The sequence below is a fragment of the Paenibacillus zeirhizosphaerae genome, from assembly GCF_030705605.1.
GTDB lineage: Bacteria > Bacillota > Bacilli > Paenibacillales > Paenibacillaceae > Paenibacillus > Paenibacillus zeirhizosphaerae.
Genome location: NZ_JAPCKK010000010.1, coordinates 1 through 26888, shown reverse-complemented (window position 1 = coordinate 26888; position 26888 = coordinate 1). Strand labels below are relative to the sequence as shown.

The window sequence follows — 26888 nt, the reverse complement described above, 5'->3', positions numbered from 1 at the left end:
TTGTCCTCCTTGGTAGAGTCCATGATCTGCATGGAAACTGTCTTTTCTAAGATTACGTATGGAGACAAGAACGGTTGCATTATTTTTCGAATATTTTGGTTTGGAAATTGGCAAGCTCTCTGAACTCTTCCTCAAATTTTCGTGAAATCCGGATGTAGATGGGCAGGAGCTCGCGGTATATTTCAACATGCTTTCTTTCCGGCACGTGACGGTGCGTCGTCCCAATCATGCTTCCGACCGCATCAAGGGAATCGATCCGCTTCTGCGCATACAGGCCGAGGATGACGGCACCAAGACAGGAGCTTTCCAGACTCTCGGGAATGATCACTTCCTGATCGAAAATATCCGCCATCAACTGCCGCCACAGCTCGGAGCGGGCAAAGCCGCCGGTAGCATGGATGACAGAAGGTCTGTCAATGACTTCCTCCATGGCGAGCATGACAGTGTACAGGTTGAACAGTACGCCTTCCAGGGCGGAACGGATCATGTGCTCCTTTTTATGCCTCAGGGTCAGACCGAAGAAGGAGCCCCGTGCGTTCGGGTCCCACAGCGGCGCACGTTCGCCAGACAGGTAAGGATGGAACAAAAGGCCATCCGAGCCTGGAGGCACCTGCTCCGCAATCTGAGTCAACACGTGGTAGGGATCAAGTCCGAGCCGCTTGGCGGTTTCCACCTCAGACGCGGCAAATTCGTCCCGGATCCAACGGAAAATAATGCCCCCGTTATTGACGGGGCCGCCAATTACCCATTGATCCTCGGTCAGGGCATAACAAAAGAAACGTCCCTTCGGATCGGTGACCGGCTTGTCAACGACGGTGCGGATGGCTCCGCTTGTTCCGATGGTCACAGCTACGACCCCGGGCTTAATGGCGTTGACGCCCAGGTTGGACAATACGCCGTCACTGGCTCCAACGACAAACGGTGTCGTTTCGGGCAGGCCCATCTCCTTGGCGTAGACCGGATTCAGACCCTCCATGACATGTGTCGTCGGTACCAGGGATGAGAGCTGCTTGCTGGTGACACCCGCCACCGAGAGGGCCTCTTCGTCCCAATCCAGCTTTTCCAGATTCAGCAGGCCTGTGGCTGAGGCGATGGAGTGATCCACAACGTATTCCTGGAATAATTGGGCAAACACATATTCCTTCATGGAAATGTACTTATAGGTTTTGGACGCAATTTCGGGCAAATCACGGGTAATCCACATCAGCTTGGTCAGCGGCGACATAGGGTGAACCGGCGTCCCGGTGCGCTGATAGATCGCGTGTCCATTAAGCTCCTTCTTCAGAACCTCAGTCCAACGGGCGCTGCGGTTATCGGCCCATGTAATGCAGGCCGTCAACGGCGTGCCGCCTTCATCAACGGCTAGCACACTGTGCATAGCTGAGCTGAAGGAAACAAACAGGACGGATTGCGGCGGTATGCCGCTCTTGACCATCACCTCGCGAATGGTTGTGATGACCGCCTTGAAAATTTCATCCGGGTCCTGTTCTGCGGCAGCCGGGACCGGGGTATGAAGAGGATAACCGACATTATGCTCCGCCTTGATGGCGCCGTTCTCCTCAAATAGTACCGCCTTGGTGCTGGTCGTTCCAATATCCACACCGATCATATGATTGATATTTGCCATTGTGACACTCCTCTCAGCTTCCGTAACTGTGTGTTTTACTCTAGTTAAACTACCACACTCAGCAGCAGAATCAAAACGAAAGCAACGACCGAAAGAATGGTTTCCATGACGGTCCATGTTTTAAGTGTTTGCGGTACCGTCATATTGAAAAATTCCTTGATCATCCAGAAGCCGGCGTCGTTGACATGGGACAGAATCAGCGAGCCTGCACCGGTAGCAAGCACCACCAGCTCCACGTTCGCGCCTGGAGTCAACGCAAGCACCGGCGCGACGATCCCGGCGGCGGTCGTCATGGCGACCGTGGCTGAGCCTGTGGCGACACGAATCAGCGCAGCAACCAGAAAAGCGAACACAATGACATTCACATTCGCACCTGTTGCCATTTCGGCGATGGCCTTGCCGACACCGCTGTCGATCAGGACCGTTTTGAAGGCACCGCCTGCACCGATAATCAGAATGATGGACGCGGTAGGCGCAAGACTTTCACTGGTGAAGCGGGCAAGGTCATCCTTGTTGAAGCCTCTGGCATAACCCAGCGAGAACAAGGCGAAGACGGCCGCAATCAGCAGTGCAATGACCTCATCCCCGGTAAACTCGAAGAATACGGTCAGTCCGCTTGTTTTCCCCGGATCGGCGATCGCGGCGATGGAGCCGCTGAGCATCAGGATGACCGGCAGCAGGATCGTAAACAAAGTGATGCCGATCCCGGGAAGGGCGCGCTCGCTTTTGTTAGTGAACTGATCGACTAATTCGGGCTTGGGTGTGACATGTACCCTCTTGCTGATCCAACTGCCAAATACAGGGCCGGCAATAATAGCGGTTGGAATGCCGACAATCAGCGCATACAGGATCGTCCGTCCGATGTCAGCCTGGAAGGATTCGATCGCAATCATAGGTGCCGGATGTGGGGGAAGCAGGCCGTGTACAGTGGACAGGCCGGCAAGCATCGGAATCCCAATTTTGATCAATGATATATTCATTTTACGTGCGACGGTGAAGAGAATAGGAATCAACAGGATGATGCCCACTTCGAAGAACACAGGAATACCGACGATAAAGGCAACAACGAGCATGGCCCAGTGCACGCGTTTCTCGCCAAAGCGATCGATGAGCGTGGTGGCTATGCGTTCCGCGCCGCCAGATTCGGCCATCATTTTACCAAGCATCGTACCGAGCCCGATAACGATGGCGATAGAACCAAGCGTTCCGCCAAGACCTTTCGTTACAGAGGTGATCACCTCGTGTGCCGGCATGCCATTCATCAATCCGAGGAAGATCGCAGCCAGCAGCAGAGAAATAAACGGATTCCATTTGAATTTAGCGATAAGCACAATCAGCAGAACAATCGTGATCAATGCCCAGGACAATAAACTGGCATTATGACTGAGCCCGAGAAGAGATTGCATGGTGAAGCCTCCCTTAAAAGTTTAAATTGTATACTTGTCGACAACTTCAGGTAATGAAAACATTTCCGAAAACGGAAACGTGTTTCATTCTTTTTTGCAGCGCTTTCATTTTGGAGGTGATACCGACTCGCGAAAAGGGGAAAGTACACTGTCATTGACTGCATTGCGCGTATCCTTGTAATGATCGTCCACAAGAAACGTCAACAGCTCCTCGTTCTTATCCATTAAAGCGGCTGCTAGGGTGCGATGCTTCGCAATCGTCACAAGCGATTCGGAGCTCTTGATGGAAAAGCGCTGCTCTGTAGCAGCAAGCATCACCGTTAGGATGAGCTGTCTCATCCCATTCCACGTATGCAGAATCCGTGTATGGCCTGCCTCCAGCACCAGCATTTCATGGAACAGAAAATCCTGCAGCGAAAATTCAGCGGTATCCCAGTGCTTGAAGGCAACTTCCATCTTGTCCGTCAAGCGTTCCAGCGTGGCTACGATAGGGACGGTATCTTTCCGGACCAGACGCTTAACGACGAAATGCTCAATCAGCATTCTGACATCAAACAGCTCCTCCATGTCGGCGGGCGTCATGCCAATAACAACGGCGCCCATCCGCTCAAGGCGGATTAATCCTTCACCGGATAGTACCTTCATCGCTTCCCTTACGGGAGAGCGGCTTGTTCCGAAATCGGCAGCGATCTGGTTCTCGGATAAGACCGTGCCTGGAGCATAGTGTCCCCGGATAATTTGCAGCCGGAGTTCGCAGGCAATTTTCTCGCCTAATGAAGCTCCCTGCAGCCATGCTACCGGATAATCCACATGGCTCACGCTCCTGTCGTATGAAGTTTGTCTTTAACATGTATACTGGTATACAAGTTAAGATTATTATAAACACAATTTTTTATTCTTGTAAACGGTATCAATAAAATTTTAAACAGATCATCCCTGTCCGCTCTGCAAATGGAATTGTCGTTGCGGTTTTCATTTTGCCTTTTTTTGCGCTACAATAACAGGTAGAAGATCGGCCGCATAAGCTGAATCATAATTGCGCAGCATAGCCGGATTCCGGCTGCGTGCGACACGGACTTTAATCTATTGTAAGGGGAGTCACCATGATTATTTTGAAGACGAAGGAACAAATTGAACATATGAAGAAGGCTGGTGAAATTCTCGCCGCCTGTCACCGGGAGATTGCGAAGATGATCCGTCCCGGGATTACCACGCTTGAAATCGACGCCTTTGCCGAAGCGTTTATGAAAAAAAACGGGGCTACTCCCGAACAAAAAGGGTATAACGGTTACCCGTATGCAACCTGCGGTTCCGTGAATGACGTGATCTGCCACGGCTTTCCGAACAATACCCCGCTCAAGGAAGGCGACATTGCCACCATAGATATGGTCGTGAATTTAAACGGCTGGCTGGCTGATTCCGCTTGGTCCTATGCGGTAGGTCAGGTGTCCGAGCAGTCGCAGAAGCTGTTGGACGTGACGAAGGAATGCTTGTATAAAGGTGTGGAACAGGCCGTTGTCGGCAACCGGGTCGGGGATATTTCCCACGCGATTCAGGTATATGCCGAGGCCCAAGGTTTCTCGGTCGTGCGTGACTTTATCGCCCACGGTATCGGTCAAAGCATGCATGAAGAGCCGCATTACCCCCATTACGGTCCTCCACATCGCGGCACTCGTCTGAAGGAAGGAATGGTAATCACGATCGAGCCGATGCTGAATACTGGAACCTACCGTTGCAAGATTGACGAGGATGGCTGGACGGCACGCACGCAGGATGGAGGATTATCCGCCCAGTACGAGCATACTCTTGCGATCACGGCTGAAGGGCCGATCCTGCTGACTGAGCAATAAGCACTGTTGAACAGACAGCTTTAATATGGCGTGTATAAAAGAGGACTCCAAGTCAATTCGACCTGGAGTCCTTTGGCATCGCTACAAAGATAATGGTGTGTGAACGCTCCATCATTTATCGATTGCAGAGAGCGTAACGGTTACGATTTCATCTAACACCTTAGGATCGGATGTTAGCTTGCTAACCTGAATTAACCCATAGCGCGCATAGTACAAGTACCTGGCAAGAGTGTGCAGGTCCTGACCCGGCCTCAGCTCGCCCTGATGTTCCGCTCGAACCAAAGCATCATAGATAGCCTGCTCCAATCGAACCCTGTCTTGCTCGAAAAGGTCTGCAATCTCGGGATCATGCGGAACCTGATCAATGGCGCTGTACAAAATAAGACATTCCTTACGCCGCTGCTCATCTTTCAAAGTGGCGGCAACCTCGTGAAATATATCGTGAATCGCTTTATTAACGGAATCTGCTTGCTCCAGATAGGTGATAACTGCACATGATTTCTGGTTCGTATAATGCGTGACCGCTTTAACGAAGAGATCACGCTTCGTACCATAGGTATCGTACAGGCTTTGACGAGCGATACCCAACCCCTCCAGCAGCACCTTTAGCGAAGTTCCTTCATATCCATAGTGGCCGAATATTTCCATGGCCTTGTGTAGAACGAGAGTAGTATCGAACTCCTTGTTCCTTGCCAATCGGGCGTGCCCCCTTTCCCTCCAACCAACTCATATTATCATTTCTTGACCAAATGGTCGATAATATTTTCGGGATTTTGTTGCAATTTGGAGTAGTATTAGGGGCTCACCGGTGTGCCGGAAGGGAACAGCTTTCGATATTGCGTATACATATACAGGCGCCAGTGCAGTAGCGTTCCAAATGCCAGCGTAAAGAAGACGGAGGCTGTCTGCGGGATGGTGATATACTGCTGGACGACCTCATGCAGCAGCATCCGGACGGCGAGCAGGCCAAGCAGGATGAAGAAGAAGGCCCGTGAGCGCTGGACATAAATCTGTCCGTCCACCATCTCGAATTTCGTGCTTCGGATCAGCGGGTAGGAGAAGATGAACCAGCCAACCAGGAAGGAAGTTAGTCCCCACAGCAACGGAATACGAACTTCAGGCACGATGAACATCAGAAATCCTGTGCTCATACCGAGTGGAGGCATAATAATTTTTTTTACATTTATGGGCCTATGGCTAGCCTTCATACGAATAAAAATCGCGAGTATGGCCATAATCACCATGCCGATCGTTGCTCCATATTGAAGGTAAGTAGGGTTGATGTGTATCAAGTGAAGAACCCCTCTCTAATGGGATCTGTAACCGTCTTTTCAGGAAAAATCCTACTTTTTAAGTATATCACAATTTGCTGGTTAACAGCCCCATGCCGGATCGTTTCGCCTTATAATTGACATAATTATGCCAGTCTCCAAAGTTCTTGACCGGGGCACTCTTTTCGTACGTGGGTGAGACGGCTCCGAGAACGAAGCATTCCTACAATCGCTGTTGACCCTTCGGGCCAAAGGCGACCGCTCCGCTTTTCCGGAATTGCTTCGTTCTCTCCGCTGCTTTAAATTGAAAAGGGGGCTGCCCTAAGCCATTTTCATGACTTTTGGAACAACCCCTTTGCTGAATTACCACCGTCTTTTGTCCAGTCTGTTGACAACAATCATGGCCGCTATAATTAGAATAAATGCAATGAGTGCCAGTACCGGAATCGTAATAAAACCGAACCAGTTCAGGTAATCGGTCTCGCAGGACACTCTGCCGCAGGAGGTGCTGGGAGCAGCAGATGCGCGGGCGGCGGCGATTCGCTGAATCGTCACATGATAACTGGAGATAAGGCCGCCGATCACGGCTAGAGGAAGCACATAGATGCGGATGCCCGTATCACCTCTAAAGTAGGCAATGCCGAGTAAAACGGTGAGCGGGTACATTAATATGCGCTGGTACCAGCACAGCTTGCAGGGCTCGTACCCCAGATATTCGCTTAAAAACAGGCTGCCCAGTGTCGCTACGCACGCGACGATCCATGCGAAAAATAACATTAAATCAGACTTTTTTCCGAACATGAATGTTCTCCTTTTCTTCCAGGATTCATATATGTAGTTGTTTTGATCATACTATAAGCGAATGAGGAAAAACAGTAGTACAATGCTGTAACAGGAGTAACGATCTATAGTGAGAGAGGATAGATTCATGGATACGAAAAAATGTGTCAATTTATTGACACTCAAATCTGTAACTATTATAATTACAACAGCAGCGAAAGTGAGCAGTACACTGTAAAAACTTAATCCGGAAATGCCGTGAACACGGTGGATACTGTGTTGACGATGTTTTCGGAAATGAAAACATCGTTTTGTATAAATACATAAACAGGAGAATAGGAGAGTGTACCATGTCCAAAGTTGAGTTGAACGAAACGCTTCGTGTTATTAGCGAAAGACATGCGGTAAAAAAATATGAGACTGGCTTTCAGATGCCAGAAGAGGATTTACAGACGATTTTGAAGGCGGCCAGCGAAGCTCCATCTGCTTGGAACCTACAGCATTGGAGATTCCTTGTGATCGAGTCGGAAGCTGACAAGCAGAAGCTGCTTCCTGTTGCTTATAACCAAATCCAAACTGCCGAGAGCAGCCTGACGATCGCTGTATTGGGGGACCTGGAAGCAAACCGCAATACGGTTATTTTTGACCAGGCCGTGGAAGCGGGCCTCCTCAAGTCTGAAATCCGTGACGCTATGGTCGGACAGATTAACGGGGCTTATCAAAGTCCTCAGGCGGCGCGGGATTCCGCTATCATGAACGCTTCGCTGGCAGCTCAGAACATCATGCTGGCAGCTAAATCCTTGGGCTACGATACGTGCCCGATGGTCGGTTTTAGCCCGGAGAAGCTGATTCAGGAATTCAACATTCCAGATCGTTTTCTGCCGGTGATGCTGATTACCGTAGGCAAAGCGAAAGAACCAGCTCGCCCATCCGGACGTCTGCCGTTGTCCGAGACGGTTGTGCGCGGAGGCTTCTGAGAAGGTAAGGCTGTGAATTAATTTAAGGCTAGCAGTAAAAAGGGGTTGTCCCTTCTGTCATCTTGGATGACAGAGGGACAGCCCCTTTTTGACATGCGTGCTGGAAGCCTAATCCATTTTCCGCGATACAAGGTACATCAGCTCTACCGTAAGTATAGGCAAAGATATTGATGCTGGATACGCAAGATAACGCGGCTCCCAAGCGGGTGAGAATTTTTCCTTATATCTGCGCAATCCCTGAAAGCCATACCAGTGACTGCCGTATTGAAACACCAGCCGTGCCAGCTTCTCCTCGCGCAGCGCGCGTTCGCTTTGGCCCACGCTGGAGAGGGGAGCCATGCCCAGGTTAAACATCACGTAGCCTTCATCTTTTGCCCATTCCATCACCCGGGTGAATAGAAAGTCCATCGTTCCGTTCGGCGCATCCGGCAGATGGCGCATCAGGTCAATGGAGACGGTCTGCTTGTGATCATAAGCCGGGGCGAGGGAGGCAAAGGCGATCACCTGCTGCTGCGGGTTCAGCACAAGCGCAACCGGAGCAAGCTGCAGGTAGGATTCGTTAAACCAGCCGAGCGAAAAGCCTTTTTCCTTACGACCGTTCAGCCAGACATCAGACACGGATTTAAGCTGCCGCATCAGGGTGTCGTCAAACGGGGGATAAGCCATTTGAAACGAGTAGCCTTCCCGGTCAAACCGGTTTCTTACGGTACGCAGCGGCGTGTTGCTTTTGCCTGACAGAGTAAAGGCTTCCAGCGGCACTAAGGCCTCTTCCCCAAGCTTGAAAAAGCGGTACCCGTTCTCATGATAAATGGGCAGATACGACGGGGATGCCTGATAAAATACAACGGCAAGCGCATATTTGTCGGCATACTGCTGGAATTCCTGGATGGCTGCACTGACCTTGCGCATTGGACCCAGAGGATCTCCGAGCACGACGAGCTTATTGCGGCTTCTGGCATAAGGGATGAGCACTTCACCCTCCTGGGCCCAATGAAATTTTTTATCTCCGAGGAACAGCATGTGTGTCAGCAAATTGCCTTGCTCATGAGACATAAATTCGCGCAGCCTGTCCATGTCGTCCGTATCCGGCAGCGTTTCGATATCGCGCTGGGGACGCATCATCAGATACATGGTCAGGAACACCCAGGCGAAGACCAGACTGAGCAGGGTCTTGATGCCGAAATGCTCCTTGTCAAACAGCAGATTCGTTCTCATGCGCAGCGGCAAATGGTGCAGAAAATAGCTGTACCCACCCGCTCCGATCAGGAGGTAGGCCACGGTTACCAGGACGGAGAGCCCGCCCCAGATCAGGACATTTGTACGGCTCACTGGCGCGCCTTCCCGGTAAAAGCGTGAGCGGGAAAGGTACAGCATCAAGGCGACGAACAGCAGGAAGGAGGCTTCCTCGAAGTCGAGACCTTTGATGAACGTAAACAGCGCACCGGCGAACAGCAGCACAAGGGTAAGGCGGAGCGCCCTTCGGATTCGCAGTGAAATGCCGTGCGACAGCACGATTAGCATGATGCCGATGATGACCGAAATATCATGGGACAACTGCATGATCGGCAGGGATAACAGGTTCTCGGCAAAGCGCAGTCTGTATAGCAGTCCCGGTAATGCCGCAGACAGCAGCAGCACGAGCCCGGCGGCGAGGACCAGCTTGCTCAGTGCCCAGACGCCGAGGTCAGCCAGAAAACGAAACTGTCCGGGCCATCCCCAAATTTTCTGCCATTGATTCAAGGAATAGCCCCAACCGGTTCCTGCTAGCTCGCCGATTCGTTCCCTGTTCGGGATGATCTCGACCGCAGTCAGGACAAGAGCGATGAGCCAAGGAACGATAAAATAAAAGAAACGAAACAGCAGCAGGACCGTCAGTGCAAGATCCGGGTGTACCCCAAGGAGCTGCAGCCCGAGCAGAGCCGTCACGTCAAAAGCGCCGATTCCACCCGGAGTCATGCTGATCAGACCGGCAGTGGCCGCAATGACGTAGACACCGATAAGCGCGTCCAGTGGTACGCCGTGCAGGACACGAAGGCCGACGAGGCCAAAGGCCAGCGCGGCGAACAGCCACTCCAGCAAGGAGGCGGCTAATGAAGCGGAGATGGTTGTCCATGGCATGGTTCCTTTGCCCTGATTGAACCATTTACCGAACAGGCGTGAGCGCTGGACCAGCAGGAATAACGGCAGATAGAGAGCCATTCCCCACATGGCCCACCGCAGCCAGGGGTAAGTATGCAGCAGTTGCCCTTCCGGGAACAGCCGGGCCAGGACGGCCCACGCAAGCAGGGACAGCCCTGTGATCGCGACAGGCGATAGAAAAATGACAGCAGCCGTGATGACATTCAGCGGAACGCCGCTTTTTTTATACAGAAATGCGCGCAGGCCGGCTCCGGTAAAACCTGCAAACCCGCAGGCGTTGTTGAAGGTATTGGCAATCCAGCCGTACCGGAATGTCGCGCCGAATGATATTGGCATCCGGAAGTGCCTGCGGACGACAAAGTCATAGGAGCTCATCACGGCAGCGGCGATCAGTGAGAATAGGGCAATTTCGAATATGGTCCATGGCGAAAGACGCCGCAGTTCGAACAGCATGCGGCCGATGTTCATATTATGAAGTTCACGGCTTCCCAGCCAAATCACAAGTGCCAAAATAATGAGCGGAATTAGCATTCTGACAAAACGTTTCTGATAAGCAGCCAGTACAAGCTGTACTATTCGGTATGATTTAAGCTGCTTGAGTGCGGTAAGCAAAGTAGGTTCACCCTCCTGGGAAATTTCTCGAATGATAGAAATGTTATCCGCTTCCCGTAAATTGACCGGACAGCGGAGACCAACGTATACTGATAAGAAGAATATACCAAAATTAACTTTGAATTATGAAATCTACTCTATGATTATAAGCGAGGTTTTGTCCTGATGAAACTGGTGAAGAGTCTGTTGGGCTGGTTGGGAACGTTCGGCGCAGCCATCGCAGTCACTTTATTTATCGGCATATTCATTGCCCAACCTTATACTGTGGAAGGACATTCGATGGAGCCGACATTGCAAGACCAGCAGAAGCTGTATGTCTCCAAGATCCCCAACCTCTTCCCGGAATCATTGAAGCATGGCGATATCGTCATTATTGATAGCCGTGTCAAGGAAAAGCGTGGTTTTATCAACGATTTGTGGGAGCAGCCTTTATTCCGGATGTTTGACGAGCAGAAGAGTAGAAGCATCTATGTCAAGCGGGTAATCGGCAAGGCAGGCGATGTGGTGGAAGTGAAGGATCATGCGGTGTATCTGAACGGAAGTCTGCTGAATGAGCCTTATATTAAGGAAACCATGAATGAGACGGAAGACAGGGAGTGGGTTGTGCCTGATGGATATATTTTTGTGATGGGGGATAACCGGAATAACAGCAATGACAGCCGTTCGATCGGCTTCATCCCGTTGGATCATGTGATCGGCAAAACATTTTGACATGATTGCGTGCAGTTTGCCGGAAAGCCGTATGCTTTGCAGCGAACAGACACAGGATTGGCATTACGGCCGATACCTGTGTTTTTTTGTGTTCAAAAGCGAACGTATGTTCTATAATTATTTGCGTTGTAAGAAGTTTCCTGTCCGGTGTGTTCATAGCGCTATCGCTGCTGTTTGTTATCAAACTTATCAGTTTGGGAAGAATTGGGGATCAAGCGGTCCAGTGCCCAGATTACGAAACGTTACAAGGCTGAGCAATTGATCGGGCGGCAGGTGGTTGCTGTTGTGAATTTCCCGCCGCGTAACATTGCTGGTTTCCAGTCAGAGGTGCTGGTGCTGGGCGGTGTACCGGGTGAGGGAGACGTGGTGCTGCTTGCCCCGGATGTCAAGCTGCCGGACGGCACACTGATTGGATAATTTTGTTTGTTTTTTGGCGGGCGCTCCATTAAGATATAAGAGCTTGAAGGATTGATAATCAAGCAAGGCGTTCTATTTTTATTACGAGAGAGACGTGTACGAGGAGGAGAAACCGCATTATGTCAGCAACAAAGTTAGGGAAAGGCCCTTTGATCATTCTGATGATCAATATGTTCATTGCCATGCTGGGCATAGGTCTTATCATTCCTGTACTGCCGCAGTTTATGGGCATGCTGGGAGGCAGTGGCGAAGCCGGGGGTTATCTGGTTGCCGCATTCGGGCTTACCCAATTCATGTTTTCTCCAATCGGAGGGGAATGGTCCGACAAATACGGCCGCAAAAAGCTGATTATTCTTGGCCTGATCATTATGACGGTGTCAGCCGTGCTGTTTGCCGTGGGTACTGCTATGTGGATGCTTTATGTTTCCCGTCTGATTGGCGGTATCGGGGCGGCCTTTTTGATCCCGCCGATGATGGCCTATATCGCAGATATCACTACGCTGGAGACACGCGGTAAAGGAATGGGCCTGCTCGGCTCGGCAATGTCCCTGGGTTTTGTCATCGGACCTGGCGTAGGCGGTCTGCTGGCTGATATTTCAGTAAGGACTCCCTTTTATGTATCTGCCGTTGTGACCCTTATGGCTACATTGGTTTCCCTGTTCCTGCTGCCTGAAACGCTGTCGCAGGAGGATCAGTTGAGACATCGCAATACGATGCTCAAGCGGGAGAATGTGATCAAGCAGTTTGCGCTTTCGTTCCGTAAGCCGTACTTTGCGCTGCTTATTATGATATTTACGCTGACGTTTGGATTGTCTCATTTTGAGACGATGTTTCCGTTCTTTGTTACAGGCAAGTTTCATTATGATGAGCGTGATATTGCCTTGGTTATTACGATCGGGGCTCTGATTGGCACCGTGATCCAGGCTGTCGCCATCGGTCCGGTATTAAACCGATTCGGGGAAAAGGCCGTCATTACCGGATCTTTCCTGTTCTCGGCAATTTCGCTGGTGCTGATGCTGTTCTCGGGTAACTTTTACTACGTGCTCGGAGTGGCTTTGATTTTCTTCACGGCTACGGCACTGATGCGTCCGGCGATCAATACAGCATTATCCAAAATGGCGGGTGATGAGCAAGGCGTAGCCGCAGGCATGAATAATGCTTATATGAGCGTCGGCAATATCGTAGGACCTGCTTTGGCGGGAACCTTGTTCGACGTGCATATTAATCTGCCTTACATTTTCGGTGCGGCCATCCTCATGCTCAGCCTGATTCTGGCGGTGAACTGGAAAGCAGGCAGAAGGGCTGAACCTGCAGTGTAAAGGGGCAGTGCAGGCTTGCCCAATACTGGATTGAAACAGAAAGGCGGTCTCTCCGAACGGAAGGATCGTCTTTTCTGTTAAGATTATAGAATGTATAAGTTTTCAGTGGATCTGAACTAAAGGCAGTCTTATTTCCAAGTCATCGTGGGTAATAATGAGGGATGGAGCATGCAGAAGCTGGAGAGGAGAGATACGAAAATGGAACAGGAGCAGTTATTTTATACGGGTACATACGCTTCCCGCACGGAGACAGGGATTTACCTGTGCGCCTTGGATGGGGAAAGCGGGGAGATGAGAATTGTAAGCGGGACGGAAGGGATCGAGAGGCCTTCATTTCTGGCTCTGAGCCCGGACGGGTCCCGTTTGTATGCGGTGAGTGAAGCAGCGGAGGGGCATATATATGCTTATGCGGTGGATGCCGGGACAGGTGAGCTGCACATGCTGGACCGTAAGACGACGGAAGGAGCCGATCCCTGTTATGTGTCTGTGACCTCCGACGGGCGTTATGTGATGGCATCGAATTATTCAGGTGGCAATGCGGTCGTCTATGATTCCGGACCGGACGGGGGACTGGGCAGTTTGCAGGCACAGGTGAAGCATACTGGTTCAGGAATTCGGCAGGATCGGCAGGAAGGCCCGCATCCGCATTCCATCGTGCCTGATCCGTCAGGCGGATATGTCATGATATGCGACCTTGGCCTGGATGAGGTGGTCGTCTACCGTCTGGAAGAAGGAAAGCTGGTGACGCATCGTGAAGCGGAACTTCCACCAGGTTCGGGACCGCGCCATCTGGTGTTTCATCCAACTAACAAATTTGTATATGTGGCTAATGAGCTGAACAGTACGGTGACAGCGTTTATTTATAATGAGCAAACCGGAAAGCTCCAGCCCGTGCAACATCTGTCCACCCTGCCGGAAGGAGCGGTGGTTCCGGACAATACGGCTGCAGATATCCGTGTGACTGCTTGCGGGCGTTATCTGTATGTCTCCAACCGCGGGCATAACAGCATCGCCGCGTTTCGGATCGATCAAGACAGCGGAAAACTGGAGGTGATCGATTGGGTGGAGACCTTTGGGGCTACACCGCGTAATTTCAACCTGCTTCCCGGCGGATATCTGATCGCAGCCAACCAGGACGGCGGCAATCTCGTATCTTTCGCCATCGATGGGGAGAGCGGTCGGTTGCAGCGCACGGGATATGTGCTGGAGATTCCAAGTCCGGTATGCATAGAACCTATGCAAAAGCCTGCGAAGTAGGAAGTGCAGAATATACAATATACCGCCATGTAATAAAGGCGTCACGACCGCCAATTTTTCCGATGGTCATGACGCCTTTATTGTGATTTTCCAAACGATCCGTCTGCAATCATTCTGCTTTGGATAGGCCTAATCTGCCGCTGATGTTCGTGTAGTACAGACGGAACACAATGTCCTGGTTATAGTTGCCGAAGCCTGTTCCGAAGAGGGTAACCCCTCCAATGTGTTTGGCGTCTTCAGTCACCGCGATCCGGAACTTCCACTGCTTCTGCGCAATCACCACTTCATCCAGCGTAACATCCGAAATGCGATTGCCATCCATATAGGTGCCTTCCGGGGTCACCCGCAGCCTTTTGAGCAGCCCATACTGGTTAATATTATCCGGCCACCAGGACGGCGTATATTTGCCCCGATTATCTCCGAAGTCACCCGGACTGGTCCAGACTCCCAGCTTGACGTCATTTAGATAGAAGGAAATATCCGACGGCCAGTTATCGTTGGTGGAAGGTGCCTCCGAGGACAGCTCCATCGTGATTTCGAGCTCTCCCGGCTTTTGGCTGGCCAGCAGAAAGTTAGGGATTTTATATTCAATATGTCCCCGACCGAACCATAAAATTTTGGCATTCACACGTTCTGAATCGAGAAAATAGCGGGGCTCATCGAACTCCCCGATAATCTTCTCCACAGTGGCCAAGCCGCAGGTGGGCTCGATATCAACATCCGTATAATGGCCGACGGAAATCTCGGTCTGATGGAATTGACGGTTGTCCCGCTCATGCGGTGGCATGGTGATATGAATGCTGTCTACGGCCAGAGAGCATACCTTTTGCACGCCTCCGCGGCCGGGGAGCATTTTGGTTGTGATGAGCGCAGCCTTTTCCAGCTTCTTGACATGCATGGTCATGATCGCGCTGCTAAGTCCCAGGGCTTCCGCCAATTCGCGGATGTTCATAGGGGTGTCCGCCAGCAGCCGGATAATGTTCAGCCGCACCTCGCTGGCAAGCGCTTCGTACACCGGCAATGATTTATCGGAAATATCGAGTTCCATGCTTCCTCCGTAGATTACATAATAGTTTCAATTCATATAATTCATTTACATTTATATAAACTATATAATACCCTTCTCGTTGAATCAGCACAATCGGAAGGAGAAGAGAATTCCAAAAAAAAGCGCCGCGTCCGTGAAGACTGCAGCGCTTGTTCCAGGGGGGCAGGTTACCGATGCAGAGCGGCTGGCCCCGTCTCTGCCGTACCTTGATCCGTATGCTGTTCATCCTGGTCTGTCTGCCGGGCTTGTCCGGTCTGGTCGGGAGTTCCGGCGTACGGACGCTTGCTGCGTGGACGTTCGCGAGTGAACATGAATCCGCTCAGAAACAGAAGCAATTGGGCCCCCAGGATGTACGGGGAAGCGTGCGGGCCAATCCATTGAAGCAGCGCAACCGCAGCGATGAGGAAGGACAGCACACTGGCCGGCAGGTGGGAAGCCGTCACGTCAATTCCATTCTGGCGCCGGAGACTCAGCAGTCGGTACACGTAAACGACGGCAAGCAGCCCGGATATATAACGCATCCAGACAACAGAGAGCGTCATGCCGGATAATGCAGGATCAGCGAATTGCAGCTCCAGGTTCAAGCGCCAGGTTAGCAGGACAATGCCTGCGACGGCGGCAGGAGCAGCGGCGGGACGGAGTAAATTCCACAGAGCCGTGCCCCAGCGGGGAGCATGAGTTTCCTGGAGGAGCCGCCGCCGTTCTTCAATCAGCTTGTTCATTTCCCGATCCAATGATCTATGAAGCAGCGAAATTCTTGAACCGTCCCTGCGATCAAGACAGTTCTGAATTTCCTCCTGAAGGTACGGCGTCAGGTAAGGTGCGGATTTGCACTCCTCCAGCGCCTTCACAAGCGCGATATCCCCATCGCTTTCCGTCTGCTGCCCGTGTGCGGCGGCATGAAGCGGGCCTGCGAGTCTACCGTACAAATACAAGGATTCCTGCAGCTCATCCAACCGTCGTCTGCGGGACAGACGAAGCTGGACGGCGCTGTGTGCATACAGCCACACGATGACCGCCGCTGCAATGAGCAAAGGCAGGGCGCCAGCCGGATTCTCCGTCAAGAAGGCCGTTAGTTCCACGGGGGTCAATTGCGTCCCCTCCTTTCTATACTAAACACTATGGCATACTTAATATAACGGTTTCAAGATAAGGCTTTCATGAACAACATTATATGTAAGAATACTATAACCGGATATGAGGCCTGAATAATCTTATATTAGATGTAAGTTAGGGTTTCGTCTACAGATTCTTCCCTGTGGCCGGAGCCGATGCTTGAGTCTGTCAGCATAATTTGAATGGGGAGGCTTCCGTTTGCTACAATCTGCTCGTACAATGATACAATGAATGAGGTGAAAGAGCTCGATAAATTATGGCTGGACCAATCGTGGGGATGTCTTTAACAAGGGAGAGAATAGAATGGAGCCGGAAATCCTATATGAAGCGCCAACTGTTCAGGAATATGTGGAGTTGAGACAGGGAGCTGGGTTATCGCTTATTAGCGCAGAAGGAGCAGCGATCGGATTACCCAACAGTCTGTTTGCTGTCAGTTTGCGTCAAAATGGCGAGCTGGTAGGCATGGGACGAGTAGTTGGGGATGGAGGCTGCTTTTTTCATATAACAGATATTGCGGTTAGGCCGACCCATCAAGGGAAGGGATATGGGCGTTTGCTGATGACAGAGATTATGAAGTACCTGGAGAAGGAGATGCCTTTGGGAAGCTATGCAACTTTGCTTGCGGATGTGCCTGCGGATAAGCTGTATGCGAAGTTCGGGTTCCGGTTGTCGCGGCCGGAAACGGAAGGGATGTACTGGAGAAAGGGATAGTCGGCACGGGCTGGTTTGGGGTAAAACGGGCGGTTTAAGAAACACTATACAGATAAGCGATTTCAAGAATGCAGGAAAAGAGGGATCGGCATGGAGAAAAAAATAATTGTGCTCGGCGCTACAGGCATGATTGGCCGGGCTGTGATGCATGAGGCGCTGAGACGCGGGCATCAGGTGACGGCAGCAGTAAGGGAGCCGGGAAAAATCACGGAGACGCATGAGCACCTGAAGGTGGTGGAGGCGGATATTTTACGCCCGGATTCCATCGCAGCCGCCGCCCAGGGACATGATGTGCTGGTCAGCGCTTACGGACCGAGGTTCGGGGCGGAGGAGGAGCTGCTGGAGGTTGCGCGCACCCTGATTGAAGGTGTTCGCCGCGCGAAGGTGGAGCGCCTGATCGTCGTAGGAGGAGCAGGGAGTCTGAAAACGGAGAACGGCGAGCGTCTGATGGAAACACAGGAATTTCCGGAGGAAATCCGCCCCCTCGCGCTGGCACATGCCGATGCATTCGACATCTATCAAGGCTCGGATGTGTCCTGGACCTACTTCAGTCCGGCAAGCATCATTGAGCCTGGCCGCCGTACCGGGAATTTCCGGATCGGCACGGACTGGCTCGTAACCGACGAGACAGGGCAGAGCCGCATCTCTGTGGAGGACTATGCCGCTGCGCTCGTGGATGAGATCGAGGAGGAGCAGTTTGTTAACGCCCGCTTCACCGTAGGGTATTAAGCGGGGGTTTACGGAAGGAGATGTGGAGAAGGATGGAGAATGCAGGCAAGATCATCGTTGATGAAGTGCTGAAGCTGCGCTGTCTCCGTCATCGCTGGCGATCTTATTGATGCGTTATAATCATGCAAATCAAGGGCAGCACGAAGGCGAGCATAATCGGTACGAAGGATTCCCGCATCCATCGCTTCCGGCATGTCATATAAATAGCGGCAACGATGATGCCGGCATATATGTCCGCCGCGGTGATTCCGGTTAGGCGGGGTACAGAAAAATAGGCAAGGATCAGAAACAGGCCGAACCCGGTTGTGAAATAAAGGGCGGCCTGTTTCCTTTTATCCGGCACAAACAGGAGCTCTACAGCCACATCCGCAGCCAGGGCGGTGGGCAGGCCGAGGCCATAGGCCCATAGCTGTGTGGGCCAGTCGTTGGAGTATGCCTGCTCCGACAAGGCTGAGGGCACAGCCGGTAGCAGCGGAACAAGAAGCGAGAGCAGGCTCAGCAAGGAAAAGGCAAGACCGCCGCAGGCCAGCTTGTTCAGTGCATAGTGACCGATGGCCATTCGCCAGGGCAGCTTGGGCTGGGTATTGTTCATATTTCGCATGATGATTCCTCCTGACAGCATAAGTTAAGACAGACGTATGTTTTGGCAGAAATGTACAGGCGTGAACAGCATGAAGATTACAGAGGGCTGACCGTTCACGGCAATTCTTTTAACATTTATTGTGTATGATGGTCCTTATAGGAATTTTACGTACAGCGATGAAAGGCGGGGCAAGTATGATACAGGCTGTCATATTCAACTTGGAAAGCACGGTGCTGGATCCTGGGGGGCTTCGGCTCTCACAGGGAATGAATGATTTATTCCGCTGGATGGGTGTCGATGTCGGACCGCAGGATATCAAGCGGGGCCGGGGGTTGACGATCCGGGAGCACATTGCCAGTACGTTAAGACTGTCGGACGTGCGGTCGAGCTGGATCAACCGCTTTGGCACCGCGCCGGGCCGAGACGATGTCGAGCGCATTTATTCAGAGCTTGTTCCGGTGCTTCGTTCCCTGCTGCAATCCTCCACCCCTTGCAGCGGACTGGATAAGGCGCTGCAGGACATCCGTGATCGGCGTATTCAGTCCGGAGCAACCTCGGCGTTCACCAACGATTTGCTGGACGGCGCAGCACGCCGTGCTCTGCAAAATACGGAGCTGGATTGTACGGTAACGCCCTGCGAGGTCAACAGTGGCCGGCCATTTCCCTGGATGGTCTTTGAAAACGCGCACCGTATGCAGGTGTATCCGCTCAGTGATATGGTCAAGGTTGGCGACACGGTTGCCGATATGCAGGAAGGACGGAATGCCGGCGTCTGGACCATCGGTGTGCTTGACGGCTTCATGAACCGCATGGACGGAATTGGACACGGGGATGAGGGTGCTGAGAATCAGCGCAAAGAAGCGGCTTACCTGCTGAAGCGTGCCGGTGCTCATTTAATCATGGATTCGCTTGCCGACCTGCCCCGTATGCTCCGTGAAATCGAAATGCTTCAGCATACCGGTGGCCGTCCGTAATCTTCGCATTTCTCCTCAGGTTGTCACCATAGCCCCGCCGTTGATATGGATGCACTCTCCTGTCACAGAGGAGGAATCATCTCCTGCCAGATATACGTAGGCAGCGGCCAATTCATAGGGCTGTGAAGCCCGTCCAAGCGCTGTATCTGAACCGAAGGTACTGACGTTGTACGGCGATAAGGATGCGGGAATCAGCGGGGTCCAGACTGGTCCAGGAGCCACACAATTTACGCGAATGTTTTGGTGAGCCAGAGATCGTGCCAGCGAGCGTGTAAGTGTGACAACCGCCCCTTTGGTAGCAGAATAGTCAATCAACGGCGGATAGCCCTCATAAGCGACAACAGATGCGGTATTGATGATAGAGGAGCCGGAGGATAGATGGGGAAGTGCGGCCTGGATGAGAAAAAAGTAAGATATGATGTTCGTCTGAAAAACGTTGTAGAGCTGCTCCTCCGTAATGTCCAGAATACTATTTCTTTCATATTGAACGGCATGATTATTCACAAGAATGTCCAGCTTTCCGAAGGTGCGAACGGTGTCCTGCACCGACCGGGTGCAGTTGGCCTTGTGCTTCAGATCCGTCTCGATCAGCAGGCAGCGGCCCCCGTGATGTTCAATCCTCTGCCGGGTCTCTTCCGCATCGGAACGTTCGCTTAAATACGCGATAGCTACATTCGCCCCTTCTTTGGCAAAGGCAATAGCTGCAGCTTTGCCGATCCCGCTGTCTCCACCTGTAATGAGGATGGTCTTGCCATCAAGCTTACCGCTGCCGCGCAGGGAGGGGGCTTCGCTGATCGGACGCGGATTCATCAAGCTTTCCAGTCCGGGAAGCGGCTGCTTTTGAGGAGGGAAGGTGAATACTTGCTCCTTGCAGACCGTTTCTTTCTTGTAATATGGATATATGGGGTTCATAGGTCCCTCCTGGGTAACTGTTTACTGCATAGTCTATGCATACGCCCAGGAAACGTGAGCGCTGTCCGTTGCTCCCTCCATGGACGAAAAATGCTATGATCAAAACAGTAAGGGGAGGAGATCACCCTATGAATCCGAAGATCCGCATTGTAAACGAAGAAATTTTGTCCGATAATTGGTATATGCTTAAGAAAATCACCTATATGAACGGAATTGAGACGGGGTTATTCATCGAGACTTGCACCGGAAAAAGCCTGCTTTCCAATTGAGGAATGCAGGCTTTTGTTCACTTTATAAAAGGTTAAGCAGGTATATCATTCAGAGCATTAAAGCTTAACCTGCTTACAGATCGTCGAATCCGTTATCGTCGCCAACCTTGCCGTAGTTGCGGGATTTGGCTTCGAAGAAGTCGGTTTTGGTTGCGTTCAGAGCATCGTCCGAGAAAGGCTTGATCCAAGGCATGCAGTTCACATCAACGCCTTCGTAAGCTTTGTCCATGCCCATCAGCCGCAGCCGCATGTTAGCCATATACTTGATATAGTCAGACAGCTCGTTCAGATCAATGCCGCGCACCTCGGACAATGTGTAGTAAGCCCAGTTGGTTTCGAGCTCCACCGCACGGTTAATCGTCTTGTAGACATAATCCATATTCTCTTTCGTGTTCAGCTCAGGGAAGTCAACGAGCAACTGCTTGAATACTTCCGCGAAGAAATAGCAGTGCTGGTTCTCGTCACGCTGAATATACGAAATCATTTGGCTGGTCCCCATCATCTTCTGATCACGCGCCAGGTTGTAGAAGAAGGCGAACGTACTGTAGAAGAAAATGCCCTCCAGAATGAGGTCAGCGACCATCGACTGGAAGAAGGTTTGCGGGTTCGGATTGTCCCGGAAATCCTGATAAATGTTCGAAATGAACGTGTTGCGCTCCAGCAGCACCGGATCATGCTTCCAATATTCAAAAATCTCCTTCTGCTCCTGCTCGGAGACGAGGGAGGAAAGAACGTAGGAGTAGGATTGGTTATGAACAACCTCCTGCTGCCCGATAATCGCCGAGACCGCCTCAAGCGATGAATCCGTGAAGTAACGTTTTACGTCCCCGACAAACATCGTCTGCATCGAGTCCAGCACCGCCAACAGCCCGATATTGATTTTAAAGGTGCGTTGCTCTTCCGAATCCAGCAGCGGAAACTGAGACGCATCCTTGGACATCGGAATTTCATCCGCAATCCAGTGGTTGAGCAGCAGCACCTTGTACAGCTTGTACATGTGCGGCATACGAATATCGTTCCAGTTCAAAATCCCGGAGCATTCCCCTTCGATGATGCGTGTGGAGCGGTTGGGTGCTTCCGTATTAAAAATCTTTTGTAATTGCATGGGAGAGTCTCTCCTTTAAAGTGAGCTTTGATTTATGTTAAGCGCAGGAGTAGAGCGTGTTGGACCGCATTTGCGAAGCAAACAGGACCAACAACGCGGCTCCTTCTACCATAGAAACTTATCTGCTGCCCATACTCTCTCCACCAAACTTGCGGGGGTCCAGGGGGCAGCAGGCCCCGCTGGGGTCCCCCTTGGAAGGGGGATTTAGGGGGATCGAAACTCCTTTCAAAGGACCTCAGGATCACGACGCACAACTTTCACACTCATCAATCGTCAACGCGCGGCTGCGGACATAATAAGTCGACTTCATGCCCGATTTCCATGCATGCAGATGCAGCTCTAGGAACTCGGTGGCCTTAATATCCGGCCGGACATACAGGTTAAAGCTTTGGCCCTGGTCAATATGACGCTGGCGTGCAGCAGCCATATTAATGGACGCATGCTGATCCACCAGGAAGGCCGTTTTATAGTACCAGATCGTTTTCTCATTCAGATCCGGCGCAGGGTTCGCAATCTTGTAGGTTGTCTTCTCTTCATAAGAGAGCAGCTCGTACAGTGGGTCAATGCTGGCGGTCGAGCCAGCAATGATCGAGGTCGAGCCGTTAGGCGCGATCGCGAACAGCCAAGCATTCCGGACACCGTTCATCCTCACCTGTTCAGCAAGCTCCTGCCATTCCGCCGTCGTAACGAACTTGCCCTCGCGTGTGCCGTCCGTGTAGTGACGGGATGCAAAATAGTTCCCGCTCTCCCAGTCGGAGCCTTCGAACTTCGCATAACGGCCCTTTTCCTTCGCCAGCTCCATGCTGGATCTGACGGCAAGATAGTTGATTTTCTCATACAAATTATCGTTATATTCAACCGCTTCGTCCGATTCCCAACGGATACCCTCAAGGGCAAGCAGGTGATGCAGACCGAAGGTGCCCAGACCTACCGCACGATACTGGCTGTTGGTATATTGAGCCTGCAGCACTTCAATGTTGTTGATATCAATAACATTATCCAGCATTCGCACCTGAATCGGCACAAGACGCTCAAGCACGCCAGCAGGCACCGCACGTGCCAGATGGACAGAGTTCAGGTTGCAGACTACGAAATCGCCTGGGATTTTGGAGATGACGATCCGGGTTTGTCCGTCCTTGGTCACCAGCTCCTCTTTCTCAACGACGGTAGGGGACTGGTTCTGCATGATTTCCGTGCACAGGTTGGAAGAATAGACCATACCGTGGGCACGGTTCGGGTTGGAACGGTTCACCGTATCGCGATAGAACATGTAAGGCGTGCCAGTTTCTAACTGTGATTTCATGACGCGTTTCATGATATCGATCGCCTGCACCGTGATGCGGGACAGCAGCGGATGATTGACGGCCTCCTCATACTTCTCGCGGAAGGAGCCTTTGCCGTACTCTTCATCATAAAAATCTTCCAATCCGAGCGGACGGCCGTTCTCGTCAGTCCAGCCCATAACCTTCTTCACTTCGTGAGGGCAGAACAGGCTCCACTCACCGCGGGCTTCTACGCGCTCCATGAAAAGATCAGGCAGGCAGACGCCATGGAACACGTCATGGGCGCGCATGCGCTCGTCCCCGTTGTTCAGCTTCAGATCCAGGAAGGCCAGAATGTCTTTGTGGAATACGTCCAGATAAACGGCAATGGCGCCTTTGCGTGTACCGAGCTGGTCTACGCTGACGGCGGTATTGTTCAGTTGGCGGATCCAGGGAATGACACCCGAGCTGGTGTTTTTGTGACCACGGATGTCTGAACCTCTGGCACGGACCTTACCAAGGTAAACCCCGATACCTCCGCCCATTTTGCTTAGACGGGCCACATCGGTATTGGAATCAAAGATGCCTTCCAGGGAATCATCCACCGTATCGATAAAGCAGCTAGAGAGCTGTCCAGCCACTTTTTTGCCCGCATTGGACATCGTAGGTGTAGCGGCGGTCATGTACATATTGCTCATGGCCCAGTAAGCTTCCTTGACCAGCTCCATGCGTTTCTCGGCAGGCTCCTTGTGCATCAGGTACATGGCGATGACCATGTAGCGTTCCTGCGGCAGCTCCATGACCTTGCCGTCGAAGTCGTTGGCGAGGTAACGCTCGGACAGAGTCAGCAGGCCTATATAATCGAACAGCAGATCATTGTTCGGTTCAATGTGTTCTCCGAGCTCGTCAATTTGCTCTTTAGAGTAGCATTCCAGAAGCTCTTCGCGGTAAATCCCTTTCTTCACCATTTCGGTAATTAAGGGATAAAACGCGCCGTAAGGCTCATCAGGATAGGATTTATAACGGCGGTTATTGGCCGCTTTCTTGTAGAGTGAGGTCAGCAGGGAACGTGCGGCGGCGAATTTCCAATCCGGCTCATCCTTGCTCACCAGTTCAAGGGCAGACATGATGAACGCATTGCTGATTTCATCACCGGTCACTTCGTCCCGGCGCAGCTTGGACGACACGCCGCGCACGAGGCGATCCTTATCCAGTTTGTCCAGATCCTTTAATACACGGTCGGCATAAACGGAAATTCGCATTTCGTCAAAAGCAAGCTGACGATTATTGGGTTTAATCACGAGTTGTGGCATGGAGGATTCCTCACTTTCATTTTTTGAAGATTATAGAATAAGTCTGCCATTTATGAATCTGCAGGTCATGATCATGCTGAAAAATGGTCTGCGTACAACGTTTAGGAGCGGAAGCCTTGCTTGCGGTAGGATGATGCGTCACGGATGGGCTGAAGAGCAGCAATCCGGAGAGAAGTTATGTAAATCTCTCGTCACAAATCTTAAAAATAGCGCATGGCTTCAGGAATGGGCATTTTCTTCAGGATTGTGTCGAATTTTGGCTTCTGTACTATATTTAGGTGTTGCTTATCTAATTTAACCCAATATATTGTATCTGTAAACCGAAAAAATGAAATGACACAGGCACGATTATAGCAAAAAAAAGATCATTCCGTAAAGGAAGGAGATTGGAAACAGACGCAAATCGCGGAAATTCGAGAGTATGGACGAGCATGGTGAAGAAAGACTGATTTTCTAGTGTGCTGTATTTGAACTTAGGGGAGGCTGGCTGGTAAAATACATGTAAAACATACCGGTTGTGGCAGGAGCCGGACACCAAAGGAGGGCAAGAATATGGCTATTGCGGAAGTGACAGTCATTCCGATCGGGACGGACAGCACCAGTCTCAGCAGCTATGTCGTGGAAATGCAGCGGGTGCTGCACCAGCAAAAGGGGATTTCCTATGAGCTGACCTCGATGAGCACGATCATTGAAGGCAGCCTGGACGATGTATTCACTGCGATTGCGGCACTCCATGAAGCGCCTTTTACGTCAGGAGCGAAACGCGTCTCCACATCCATCAAGATTGATGACCGCCGCGACAAGGAATCGTCCAGCGTATTGAAGCTGCAATCGGTTGCGGCCAAGCTGAAGGCTGCTGATAAAGGAATAAAACCGTCTTGATTATCATATTTATAGTTGTATAATCGGTTATGATCAGTCGGTGTTACCGGCTCTGCTGGTGTAGCTCAGAGGTAGAGCAACGCACTCGTAATGCGTAGGTCTGGGGTTCGATTCCCTTCACCAGCATTCTAAAAAAAATAGTAACGGCGCGGCTGTCCGGGTTTTCGGAAGCCGCGCTTTTATGTGAACGTTCTTCTGCACAAGGGATGTCTGGCAAATTGGGTGTGCGTGTTGGTACCGATCTCAACGAATTGAAGAATCTCTAAGTCGACCTCCTTGCTGATAGAAAGCAGCGATGCAGGCCTCGACTTTTCAGGCGGGGCTGCAGCTTATTCCTTGGCGTGTACAAAAAAATAAAAGCCTCGGGAGCGGGGTTTCCCTGGGCTTGTTTGTGTTATAATCTGATTTGTACAACTTAACGGCTAACAAGGGCGGTCGGCTAATCTCCCGGAAGGGAGGTGATGCCTGTGGAAGTGAAAGATACACTTTTGTTGATGATTCAATTTGCAACAGTTGATGATTCAATTTGCAACATTGGTGATTATGACACTTTCCTTCAATAAAAAGAAGTAGGCCGCCCATGCTAAGGAAACGGTCTACTTCTGATCGCTTTTCCCACAGCCGACCGCTCTTTTAGCGGTAGTTGTGCAGGGACCGGCTGCAACCGGTCCTTTTTCTATTTTTATGTTATCACAATGAAATTATACAGGCAACGTGATTGCGATAATTGACTATAAACAATGTTTAAATTTCGATTTATTTCACAGTTAATTTCTTCTTCTACCGACGTACAGATACTTGCGAAACCTTATAGAATCGGACTTCTAACCTATATATAGTACTTATTTCCCTTCTTCGAATGTGTCTATAGGCATAATGATTTTCTTCATAAAATAACATCCTTTTTCCATTGTGATATACTCAAAAAAATACAAGACTTTAGCAAGAATAATCGAGTAGTAGGAGGAGGATCTAATGAAAATTAACTTATTGCTCTTTTTATCCTCAGTTCAAGAACATGAAGGCAACAGCATTCAACCTGCACTGGTGAAAACATTTGAATCTAATATTCGCCCTGTTCAAGGTGATATATTGGACGACCCTGGGTTTCATCCGGATTTCCACAATGGTTACGAGGTTGTGAAGGTTACACTCAACTATTCATCGGATGAATGCTGGGTCTCTTTGACACCTCTTGCATTGGAGCTTGAAAACCTTCCCATAGAAGCCTACGTAGAGAACCTTATAAAACACGGTTGGCGTATTGTTTCAAAAGAAGAGCTGAAAACGATGTAGAACCGCTTAAACCAGTAATTCAAAATACAGAAGGGGGTTGTCCCAAAAGTCATGAAAATGGCTTAGGGCAGCCCCCTTTTCAATTTTGTTAAACCAGAAGATTGCGATTTCCGGTTGTTCTTGTTAAGTTGGGGGATGCACAAAAGCAGCGGAGAGGACGAAGCAATTCCGGAAAAGCGGAGCGGTCCCCTTTGACCCGGAGGGTCAACAGTTATTATGAACGAGACAGACTCCCACGTACTTGCAATATCTTAGGTTACTTTGGCAATACAGGTAGTATAAGGGCCTGCGATCCAAAGCAGAGCTAAATTGCAAAGGAGAG

Annotated in this window: 25 protein-coding genes, 1 tRNA gene and 1 pseudogene; 14 read left to right on the top strand and 13 right to left on the bottom strand. The window is 51.0% G+C overall.

What is annotated here, in order from left to right; translation table 11 throughout:
- Positions 1 to 79: 79 nt before the first annotated feature.
- The 3 genes from gntK to OIN60_RS04300 all read right to left on the bottom strand — a co-directional run bounded on the left by gntK (position 80) and on the right by OIN60_RS04300 (position 3843).
- Positions 80 to 1627 (bottom strand): gluconokinase, encoded by a 1548-nt coding sequence (gene gntK / locus OIN60_RS04310; protein ID WP_305753641.1) that lies wholly within the window; start codon positions 1625 to 1627, stop codon positions 80 to 82.
- 44 nt (positions 1628 to 1671) lie between these two features.
- Positions 1672 to 3033 carry a GntP family permease gene (locus OIN60_RS04305; protein WP_305753640.1) on the bottom strand — a complete coding sequence of 454 codons (1362 nt, stop codon included), beginning with the start codon at positions 3031 to 3033 and terminating at the stop codon, positions 1672 to 1674.
- Between the two features lie 105 nt (positions 3034 to 3138).
- Positions 3139 to 3843 (bottom strand): GntR family transcriptional regulator, encoded by a 705-nt coding sequence (locus OIN60_RS04300; RefSeq protein WP_305753639.1) that lies wholly within the window; start codon positions 3841 to 3843, stop codon positions 3139 to 3141.
- Positions 3844 to 4136: 293 nt separating this feature from the next.
- Here OIN60_RS04300 and map point away from each other — a divergent pair, with 293 nt between their 5' ends.
- Complete coding sequence (map, locus tag OIN60_RS04295; RefSeq protein ID WP_305753638.1) at positions 4137 to 4883, top strand: type I methionyl aminopeptidase; 747 nt, start codon at positions 4137 to 4139, stop codon at positions 4881 to 4883.
- A 111-nt stretch (positions 4884 to 4994) separates the two neighbouring features.
- On the opposite strand, the gene OIN60_RS04290 is transcribed toward map, so the two are convergent.
- The 3 genes from OIN60_RS04290 to OIN60_RS04280 all read right to left on the bottom strand — a co-directional run bounded on the left by OIN60_RS04290 (position 4995) and on the right by OIN60_RS04280 (position 6955).
- Positions 4995 to 5579, bottom strand: a complete 585-nt coding sequence (locus OIN60_RS04290) for a TetR/AcrR family transcriptional regulator (protein WP_305753637.1) — start codon at positions 5577 to 5579, stop codon at positions 4995 to 4997.
- 98 nt (positions 5580 to 5677) lie between these two features.
- Positions 5678 to 6175, bottom strand: coding sequence for a CcdC family protein (locus OIN60_RS04285; RefSeq protein ID WP_305753636.1), 498 nt, complete (start codon positions 6173 to 6175; stop codon positions 5678 to 5680).
- A 342-nt stretch (positions 6176 to 6517) separates the two neighbouring features.
- Positions 6518 to 6955, bottom strand: coding sequence for a disulfide oxidoreductase (locus OIN60_RS04280; protein WP_305753635.1), 438 nt, complete (start codon positions 6953 to 6955; stop codon positions 6518 to 6520).
- Between the two features lie 329 nt (positions 6956 to 7284).
- Here OIN60_RS04280 and OIN60_RS04275 point away from each other — a divergent pair, with 329 nt between their 5' ends.
- Positions 7285 to 7911 carry a nitroreductase family protein gene (locus OIN60_RS04275; RefSeq protein ID WP_305753634.1) on the top strand — a complete coding sequence of 209 codons (627 nt, stop codon included), beginning with the start codon at positions 7285 to 7287 and terminating at the stop codon, positions 7909 to 7911.
- A 108-nt stretch (positions 7912 to 8019) separates the two neighbouring features.
- On the opposite strand, the gene mprF is transcribed toward OIN60_RS04275, so the two are convergent.
- Positions 8020 to 10662 (bottom strand): bifunctional lysylphosphatidylglycerol flippase/synthetase MprF, encoded by a 2643-nt coding sequence (gene mprF / locus OIN60_RS04270; protein WP_305753633.1) that lies wholly within the window; start codon positions 10660 to 10662, stop codon positions 8020 to 8022.
- A gap of 165 nt (positions 10663 to 10827) precedes the next feature.
- Here mprF and lepB point away from each other — a divergent pair, with 165 nt between their 5' ends.
- From lepB to OIN60_RS04250, 4 genes and pseudogenes are all read left to right on the top strand, one after another.
- Entirely contained in the window at positions 10828 to 11373 is a 546-nt protein-coding gene (gene lepB, locus OIN60_RS04265; RefSeq protein WP_305753632.1) for a signal peptidase I, read from the top strand.
- Between the two features lie 201 nt (positions 11374 to 11574).
- Positions 11575 to 11790: pseudogene (locus OIN60_RS04260) on the top strand (tRNA-binding protein); the annotation flags it as partial.
- A 119-nt stretch (positions 11791 to 11909) separates the two neighbouring features.
- Positions 11910 to 13109 (top strand): MFS transporter, encoded by a 1200-nt coding sequence (locus OIN60_RS04255; protein ID WP_305753631.1) that lies wholly within the window; start codon positions 11910 to 11912, stop codon positions 13107 to 13109.
- A gap of 168 nt (positions 13110 to 13277) precedes the next feature.
- Positions 13278 to 14366, top strand: coding sequence for a lactonase family protein (locus OIN60_RS04250; protein ID WP_370872372.1), 1089 nt, complete (start codon positions 13278 to 13280; stop codon positions 14364 to 14366).
- A gap of 109 nt (positions 14367 to 14475) precedes the next feature.
- Here the strand turns inward: OIN60_RS04250 and OIN60_RS04245 are convergent, their stop codons facing one another.
- Positions 14476 to 15414, bottom strand: a complete 939-nt coding sequence (locus OIN60_RS04245) for an ArsR/SmtB family transcription factor (RefSeq protein ID WP_305753630.1) — start codon at positions 15412 to 15414, stop codon at positions 14476 to 14478.
- A 167-nt stretch (positions 15415 to 15581) separates the two neighbouring features.
- A complete protein-coding gene (locus OIN60_RS04240) occupies positions 15582 to 16496 on the bottom strand; it encodes a hypothetical protein (protein WP_305753692.1) in 915 nt (304 codons plus the stop codon).
- Between the two features lie 337 nt (positions 16497 to 16833).
- Between OIN60_RS04240 and OIN60_RS04235 the strand changes: the two genes are divergently transcribed.
- Together OIN60_RS04235 and OIN60_RS04230 are read left to right on the top strand one after the other, a co-directional pair.
- Complete coding sequence (locus tag OIN60_RS04235; protein ID WP_305753629.1) at positions 16834 to 17241, top strand: GNAT family N-acetyltransferase; 408 nt, start codon at positions 16834 to 16836, stop codon at positions 17239 to 17241.
- A gap of 90 nt (positions 17242 to 17331) precedes the next feature.
- On the top strand, positions 17332 to 17970 hold the full coding sequence (locus OIN60_RS04230) for an NAD(P)-dependent oxidoreductase (protein ID WP_305753628.1): 639 nt from the start codon (positions 17332 to 17334) through the stop codon (positions 17968 to 17970).
- A gap of 103 nt (positions 17971 to 18073) precedes the next feature.
- Here OIN60_RS04230 and OIN60_RS04225 read toward each other — a convergent pair whose 3' ends face one another.
- Positions 18074 to 18571: a hypothetical protein gene (locus OIN60_RS04225; RefSeq protein WP_305753627.1), complete on the bottom strand. Its 498-nt coding sequence runs from the start codon at positions 18569 to 18571 to the stop codon at positions 18074 to 18076.
- A 176-nt stretch (positions 18572 to 18747) separates the two neighbouring features.
- Here OIN60_RS04225 and OIN60_RS04220 point away from each other — a divergent pair, with 176 nt between their 5' ends.
- Complete coding sequence (locus OIN60_RS04220) at positions 18748 to 19527, top strand: HAD family hydrolase (protein WP_305753626.1); 780 nt, start codon at positions 18748 to 18750, stop codon at positions 19525 to 19527.
- Between the two features lie 15 nt (positions 19528 to 19542).
- On the opposite strand, the gene OIN60_RS04215 is transcribed toward OIN60_RS04220, so the two are convergent.
- Positions 19543 to 20439 carry an SDR family oxidoreductase gene (locus OIN60_RS04215; RefSeq protein WP_305753625.1) on the bottom strand — a complete coding sequence of 299 codons (897 nt, stop codon included), beginning with the start codon at positions 20437 to 20439 and terminating at the stop codon, positions 19543 to 19545.
- Between the two features lie 128 nt (positions 20440 to 20567).
- Here OIN60_RS04215 and OIN60_RS04210 point away from each other — a divergent pair, with 128 nt between their 5' ends.
- A complete protein-coding gene (locus OIN60_RS04210) occupies positions 20568 to 20708 on the top strand; it encodes a hypothetical protein (RefSeq protein WP_305753624.1) in 141 nt (46 codons plus the stop codon).
- A 73-nt stretch (positions 20709 to 20781) separates the two neighbouring features.
- Here OIN60_RS04210 and OIN60_RS04205 read toward each other — a convergent pair whose 3' ends face one another.
- Together OIN60_RS04205 and OIN60_RS04200 are read right to left on the bottom strand one after the other, a co-directional pair.
- The gene (locus OIN60_RS04205; protein WP_305753623.1) at positions 20782 to 21813 is read right to left on the bottom strand and encodes a ribonucleotide-diphosphate reductase subunit beta; all 1032 of its coding nucleotides are present in this window, start codon (positions 21811 to 21813) and stop codon (positions 20782 to 20784) included.
- Between the two features lie 241 nt (positions 21814 to 22054).
- The gene (locus OIN60_RS04200) at positions 22055 to 24388 is read right to left on the bottom strand and encodes a ribonucleoside-diphosphate reductase subunit alpha (RefSeq protein ID WP_305753622.1); all 2334 of its coding nucleotides are present in this window, start codon (positions 24386 to 24388) and stop codon (positions 22055 to 22057) included.
- On the opposite strand from OIN60_RS04200, the gene OIN60_RS04195 reads away from it, so the two are divergent.
- From OIN60_RS04195 to OIN60_RS04180, 4 genes are all read left to right on the top strand, one after another.
- Positions 24387 to 24686, top strand: coding sequence for a hypothetical protein (locus OIN60_RS04195; RefSeq protein WP_305753621.1), 300 nt, complete (start codon positions 24387 to 24389; stop codon positions 24684 to 24686). The genes OIN60_RS04200 and OIN60_RS04195 overlap by 2 nt on opposite strands.
- 254 nt (positions 24687 to 24940) lie before the next feature.
- Positions 24941 to 25270 carry an MTH1187 family thiamine-binding protein gene (locus OIN60_RS04190; protein WP_305753620.1) on the top strand — a complete coding sequence of 110 codons (330 nt, stop codon included), beginning with the start codon at positions 24941 to 24943 and terminating at the stop codon, positions 25268 to 25270.
- A 54-nt stretch (positions 25271 to 25324) separates the two neighbouring features.
- Positions 25325 to 25396 (top strand) — tRNA-Thr (locus OIN60_RS04185).
- Positions 25397 to 26245: 849 nt separating this feature from the next.
- Positions 26246 to 26566 (top strand): hypothetical protein, encoded by a 321-nt coding sequence (locus OIN60_RS04180; RefSeq protein WP_305753619.1) that lies wholly within the window; start codon positions 26246 to 26248, stop codon positions 26564 to 26566.
- The last annotated feature ends 322 nt before the right edge of the window (positions 26567 to 26888 follow it).

What these genes read in the sequence shown, in the direction of transcription:
- OIN60_RS04210 (WP_305753624.1), top strand. Translation starts at nt 20,568, where the DNA reads ATGAATCCGAAGATCCGCATTGTAAACGAAGAAATTTTGTCCGATAAT.
- OIN60_RS04205 (WP_305753623.1), bottom strand. Translation starts at nt 21,813, where the DNA reads ATGCAATTACAAAAGATTTTTAATACGGAAGCACCCAACCGCTCCACA.
- OIN60_RS04305 (WP_305753640.1), bottom strand. Translation starts at nt 3,033, where the DNA reads ATGCAATCTCTTCTCGGGCTCAGTCATAATGCCAGTTTATTGTCCTGG.
- OIN60_RS04250 (WP_370872372.1), top strand. Translation starts at nt 13,278, where the DNA reads ATGCAGAAGCTGGAGAGGAGAGATACGAAAATGGAACAGGAGCAGTTA.
- OIN60_RS04280 (WP_305753635.1), bottom strand. Translation starts at nt 6,955, where the DNA reads ATGTTCGGAAAAAAGTCTGATTTAATGTTATTTTTCGCATGGATCGTC.
- OIN60_RS04275 (WP_305753634.1), top strand. Translation starts at nt 7,285, where the DNA reads ATGTCCAAAGTTGAGTTGAACGAAACGCTTCGTGTTATTAGCGAAAGA.
- lepB (WP_305753632.1), top strand. Translation starts at nt 10,828, where the DNA reads ATGAAACTGGTGAAGAGTCTGTTGGGCTGGTTGGGAACGTTCGGCGCA.
- OIN60_RS04195 (WP_305753621.1), top strand. Translation starts at nt 24,387, where the DNA reads ATGGAGGATTCCTCACTTTCATTTTTTGAAGATTATAGAATAAGTCTG.
- OIN60_RS04180 (WP_305753619.1), top strand. Translation starts at nt 26,246, where the DNA reads ATGAAAATTAACTTATTGCTCTTTTTATCCTCAGTTCAAGAACATGAA.
- OIN60_RS04190 (WP_305753620.1), top strand. Translation starts at nt 24,941, where the DNA reads ATGGCTATTGCGGAAGTGACAGTCATTCCGATCGGGACGGACAGCACC.
- OIN60_RS04255 (WP_305753631.1), top strand. Translation starts at nt 11,910, where the DNA reads ATGTCAGCAACAAAGTTAGGGAAAGGCCCTTTGATCATTCTGATGATC.
- OIN60_RS04220 (WP_305753626.1), top strand. Translation starts at nt 18,748, where the DNA reads ATGATACAGGCTGTCATATTCAACTTGGAAAGCACGGTGCTGGATCCT.
- OIN60_RS04245 (WP_305753630.1), bottom strand. Translation starts at nt 15,414, where the DNA reads ATGGAACTCGATATTTCCGATAAATCATTGCCGGTGTACGAAGCGCTT.
- OIN60_RS04235 (WP_305753629.1), top strand. Translation starts at nt 16,834, where the DNA reads ATGGAGCCGGAAATCCTATATGAAGCGCCAACTGTTCAGGAATATGTG.
- OIN60_RS04200 (WP_305753622.1), bottom strand. Translation starts at nt 24,388, where the DNA reads ATGCCACAACTCGTGATTAAACCCAATAATCGTCAGCTTGCTTTTGAC.
- OIN60_RS04225 (WP_305753627.1), bottom strand. Translation starts at nt 18,571, where the DNA reads ATGCGAAATATGAACAATACCCAGCCCAAGCTGCCCTGGCGAATGGCC.
- map (WP_305753638.1), top strand. Translation starts at nt 4,137, where the DNA reads ATGATTATTTTGAAGACGAAGGAACAAATTGAACATATGAAGAAGGCT.
- OIN60_RS04230 (WP_305753628.1), top strand. Translation starts at nt 17,332, where the DNA reads ATGGAGAAAAAAATAATTGTGCTCGGCGCTACAGGCATGATTGGCCGG.
- OIN60_RS04215 (WP_305753625.1), bottom strand. Translation starts at nt 20,439, where the DNA reads ATGAACCCCATATATCCATATTACAAGAAAGAAACGGTCTGCAAGGAG.
- gntK (WP_305753641.1), bottom strand. Translation starts at nt 1,627, where the DNA reads ATGGCAAATATCAATCATATGATCGGTGTGGATATTGGAACGACCAGC.